Here is a 4,783-nt window from a genome sequence, read left to right on the forward strand (position 1 = left end):
CCGCAAACTTCACGTTACCTACAGCGGTACGCACAGTACTGTCGGGCGGTATCATTGCCGCGGTAGCCAGATCAACCGTAACCGGCATGAGGCCCCCACCTAGCCCTCCGTGGGGTTACGCGCGATAGAGCCTGGCATGAGCTGATCGGAGGAGGTGGATCGATGGTAAATGCCATGCTTGATGCCAGGCAGGAAGGTGACTCCTATCGTCGTGTCGAGGTGATCACCGGGGAGCGCCGGCGGCGACGATGGACGGGCGAGGAGAAGGCCCGGATCGTGGCGGAGAGTTTTGAGGAAGGCACGAACATCTCCGAGGTAGCGCGGCGCAACGGCGCTTCCCGCGGGCTGCTCACGGTGTGGCGACGCCAGATTACGGCAATGGCCGGCAAGGCGCCGAGCTTCGTGCCGATCCAGATTGGCGCCGAGAGCGGCCAGCTGTCAGCGTCGGCGCAAGCGAGGCCCTTGAAGGTGACCGCGCCGCCGACCAGGACCTGTGGGGTGGTCGAGATCGAGGTGAGTGGGGCGCGCATTCGCGTCGAGGGAGAAGTGGATGCTGCGACGCTTTGCACGGTGCTGTCGGCGCTCAGAGGCGGTCGATGATAGCGCTGCGGCCCGACCTCAAGGTGATGCTGGCGTCCCAGCCGGTCGACTTTCGCAAGTCGGTGCACACGCTGTCGGCGCTGGTGAGCGAAGCGTTCCACACGAATCCTTATGACGGCACCGTCTTCGTTTTCCGTTCCAAACGTTCCGCCAGAGTGAAGCTGCTGGCGTGGAACGGCAGCGGCATGGTGCTTGTAACGAAGTGGTTGCACGAAGGGCATTTCACCTGGCCGCCGATCCGCGACGGCGCGGTGCATTTGAGTGCGACGCAGCTCGCGATGCTGGTCGACGGGCTCGAGTGGACGCGTGTCTCCCCCAAGCCTGTGAAGCAGCCGGCCGTTGTCGGCTGAGAGGTGAGGATTTCGCTGGAGCGTGTCGCGCGCGGATGTGTCGTCTGGTCATGGCGATTCGCTCCGACGCTCTCCCGACCGATCCGTCAGCTCTGACCGAGATGGTGCTCGCGCTTGACGCCGAGAACGAGAAGCTGCGTGTGGCGATGCAGACGCTCAAGGAGATGATCTTCGGGAAGCGCTCGGAGCGACTTGCGGTGCTCGTGGACGAGCAACTCGCGCTCGAGCTGGGCGATCTCGAGACCGACGCCACGCCACCTGCCGCTGCCAACGACGATGCGGCAGCGGCGAAGCCGCTTGGCAAGCCGCCGCGGAAGAAGGTGCGCCGCAACATCGGCATACTCCCAAAGCACCTGCCGCGCTGCGGTGCTGGAGCCGGAGGCGACGGCCTGCCCGTGCTGCCAGGGTCAGCTCCACAAGATCGGCGAGGACGTCAGCGAGGTGCTGGACATCATCCCGGCGATCCTGCGGGTGCTGCGCACGATCCGTCCCAAATATGGCTGCCGCAGCTGCACCGATGGTGTGGTCCAAGCGAAGGTGCTGCCGCGGCTGATCGAGAGCGGCATGGCCTCGACCGCACTCATGAGCCACGTGGTGGTCTCGAAGTTCGCCTGGTATCTGCCGCTGTACCGGCAGGTGCAGATCTTGGCCGGCCAGGGCATCCAGCTCGACCGCGCGACGCTCGCCAGCTGGGTGAGGCGTACCGCCTGGTGGCTCAAAAGCCTCTATGAGCTTCAGCTGAGGACGATCCAGAGCGCGCCGCGCGTGTTCTGCGACGAGACGCCGATGCCGGTGCTCCCCCCCGGGCGACATCGCACCCGCATCTGCCAGTTCTGGGCGCATGCCATGGATGACCGACCATGGGGCGGGCCCTCGCCGCCGTCGGTTGCCTACGTGTTCGCGGCCGGCCGGGGCACGGAGCAGATCGCCGGACAATTGACGGACTTTTCCGGCATTCTGCAGGTGGACGGCTATGCCGCCTACAAGGCGCTCGCCCGCGATCATGGCGGCGAGATCCAGCTCGCCTTTTGTCTTGCTCATGCCCGACGTAAGTTCGTCGAGGTGTTCAAGACGACGCAGTCGCCGTTCGCGCGCGAGGTGATCGAACGCCTGCAGGCGGTCTATGCGATCGAAGCCGAGATCCGCGGCTCGAGCGCCGAGCAGCGGCTCGCCGTCCGTCGCGCCAGGACCGCTCCGTTGATGGAGGCGCTCAAGGCACGATTGACCACAATGGTTGGCCAGCTCTTCTCGCAGTCGAAGCTAGCGGAGGCGATCAACTATGCACTCAATCACTGGGACGGGTTGACGCTGTTTCTCCGCGACGGCCGCGTCGAGGTCGATTCCAACACGGTAGAGCGTTCCATGCGCCCGATTGCCATGGGAAGACGCAACTCATTGTTCAGCGGGAGCGAAGGCGGCGCCGAGAGCTGGACGATTCTGTCGTCGATCGTGAACACGGCAAAACTCTATGAACTCGATCCTCAGATCTATCTGACGGACGTGCTGGAGCGGATTGTCTCCGGACGAACCAAGAGCCACCAGCTCCACGAGCTGCTCGTCTGGAACTGGAAGGGGGCGCGTGAGCGCATCGCACAGGCTGCAGCATGAGCCCACGTCGCCCTAAAGCTTCATCGTCGATGGCGGCCGCCGCCATGCCGCTTGCGGAGCTCGAGCAATGGCTCCAGGCTCGCCTCGATCAGCATCCCGCCACCACCAGTCTCCCCATGCTCGACGGCTACGTCGCCGCGATCGTGGCCGGACCGGCGTCGATGAGCCCGCTCGATTGGATATGCCCACTGCTTGCCATCGATGCCGATGCTTTCAACCACGCGGCACCCCGGAGTTCGCTGCGATCTCCGCCGTCGCGCTGCGTCATAACGAGATCAGCCGGATCCTTTCCACCACGCCTAACCAGTTCGCCCCAATGCACCGGCGTCAACCCAACGGCGACGTCGATCCGCGACCATGGTGCCAGGGATTCTACGCCGCGATGCGGCTCAGGCTGTCGGCGTGGGCGCCATTGCTGGACGCCAGCAACGTCAATCACCGCCTGCTGCTGCCTATTTTGCTGCACTGTCGCGACCATCAGGCCGGTCCGCTGCTCGGACCGCCACGCACCGGCCGCGAGACCCGCGCCTCTCTGCGCAACGCCCACCTCGATGTTCCCGCAGCCGTCGAGGCCATGCGCCAATACTGGATGCCGATCCGCTATGCACGCGCACGCTGATCACCGCCGACGTGGGAGCTCATACCGGTTACGCTGCATCAGTCGCACGAAAGGCGGGTTGAACTCGAAGCGCACGTCGTCTGCGACGACGTTGGCAAACCAGTCGTCGCCAATCCTTGAGTTTGGCGAAGAAGTTTTCGAGTTGTAACGGGAGCGGTAGAGGCCTTTGTCGTACACCAACGGGCGCGACATAGGAAACTCAGGATAGGGAAATAACGCGAAATACCTATCCCTGCGCGTGGGTTTGCTTCCCGTTCGTGTCGTACTGTGTGCCAGATGGCGTTGAGCGGATCATCGTGGTCAGAAGCCGGCAAGCTCATGCTCAGTGTCGAGGAGATCGAGCATTTTCTGGACGCGATTGCAGCGCGCGCAAGCGTCGTGCTGACGACGGCTTATGCGGCGGGCTCACGGGTTAGTGAAGCCGTGCAGCTTATTGTAAGTTCGATCGAGCGCCGCACCTATCAACATAGATAGGCGGAAATTTTACATTGCAATCTTAAACTGGTCGATCACGCGATCTCCTCCCATTCGTTTTGGAGTTAAACAATGTACCAAGTGCCCGTAGATGAGTTAGCCACCGCATCCAATTCAGCTGTTGGGGTGACCCTCGCGGACGCCTCTTATATACTGAACCAAGCGCAACATCGTCCTTTGCTTCCTTCGGAGATTAGCGCGTTCATCGGCATGATCAACACGCCTGATTTTAACACTATTAAGACCATGGTGCTTGACTGTTCCGCCGGTGTCAGGGCCAAGAAGTACGGTCATTCAGTTGTGACCGTCTCTCCCGTGGAGGTTAGCAATCGATGTGCATCTAACTGCGATTTTTGTGGTTGGCGCGCCGACAATGCGCAAATGGGGCGCCTAATAATCGATGAGGAGATGGTCGACATACAAGCTCAATATTTGCTCGAGAAGGGCATAGACGACATCGAACTTGTTGGTGGCGATGACATGCAATTTGTTCGCGATGCTCTTCCAGTTCTCCTGCGGCGGTTAAAGTCGCGTTTTCCTCCAAGCAGCGGCCGCCAGTTGCTGTTTTCCACGATGGCGCTCACGGAACAACAATATCGGAATCTGGCTTCCTGCGGTGCAGACGGAATGATCTCGTGGCAAGAGACGTACGACGAGACTCTATATAACAAACACATCTCGCGTGGGCCAAAGTCACGCGGAATCGATGATGATTTCCGCATTGTAAAAAACGGTAATGGCTTTTTGTTCAGGTTGCAGAGCCAAGACCGAGCCGCCAAAGCTGGCCTGAATGTTTCGGTAGGATCCATGCTTGGTCTACACAAAGACGTTGCGTTTGACGTATTGGCGACCGTGCATCACGCCCGGTATCTTTGCGGGACGTATGCTCCGGTACGGCCCCTCATAGTAGGCATGCCTACTTGGAACAAGTTAACGACACCTGAGACGGACAATCGACCCGAGCAAGTCCTAGACATCGAGGAATGCTTCTCATTCGTAGCTTCACTTTACCTTTTGGCGTTGTCGGATCTGAATGTCTGGGTATTCCCTACCTGTCGTGTTTCGATGGCGTCTCACCTAGAGGCGGTAAGGGCCGCAGGCGCTTATACGTCCACAGAAGTGAAAACAGGAC

The 4,783-nt window shown here is 60.8% G+C and carries 5 protein-coding genes and 1 pseudogene; all 6 read left to right on the forward strand.

The window, feature by feature from the left end; translation table 11 throughout:
* The first annotated feature begins 162 nt into the window (after positions 1-162).
* Entirely contained in the window at positions 163-600 is a 438-nt protein-coding gene (tnpA, locus tag XH79_RS07085) for an IS66-like element accessory protein TnpA (RefSeq protein WP_442869924.1), read from the forward strand.
* Entirely contained in the window at positions 597-950 is a 354-nt protein-coding gene (gene tnpB, locus XH79_RS07090) for an IS66 family insertion sequence element accessory protein TnpB (protein ID WP_271581192.1), read from the forward strand. Before tnpA ends, tnpB begins: the two co-directional genes overlap by 4 nt.
* 50 nt (positions 951-1,000) lie before the next feature.
* Positions 1,001-2,558 (forward strand): annotated as a pseudogene (tnpC, locus tag XH79_RS07095) (IS66 family transposase).
* Positions 2,559-2,739: 181 nt separating this feature from the next.
* Positions 2,740-3,177: a UPF0149 family protein gene (locus XH79_RS07105; RefSeq protein WP_271581196.1), complete on the forward strand. Its 438-nt coding sequence runs from the start codon at positions 2,740-2,742 to the stop codon at positions 3,175-3,177.
* A 276-nt stretch (positions 3,178-3,453) separates the two neighbouring features.
* Entirely contained in the window at positions 3,454-3,651 is a 198-nt protein-coding gene (locus XH79_RS07110) for a hypothetical protein (RefSeq protein ID WP_271581193.1), read from the forward strand.
* 72 nt (positions 3,652-3,723) lie between these two features.
* A partial coding sequence (locus tag XH79_RS07115; protein ID WP_271581194.1) for a hypothetical protein occupies positions 3,724-4,783 on the forward strand: 1,060 nt, incomplete at its 3' end.

The sequence above is a fragment of the Bradyrhizobium sp. CCBAU 45389 genome (assembly GCF_028128625.1).
Lineage (GTDB): Bacteria > Pseudomonadota > Alphaproteobacteria > Rhizobiales > Xanthobacteraceae > Bradyrhizobium > Bradyrhizobium liaoningense_B.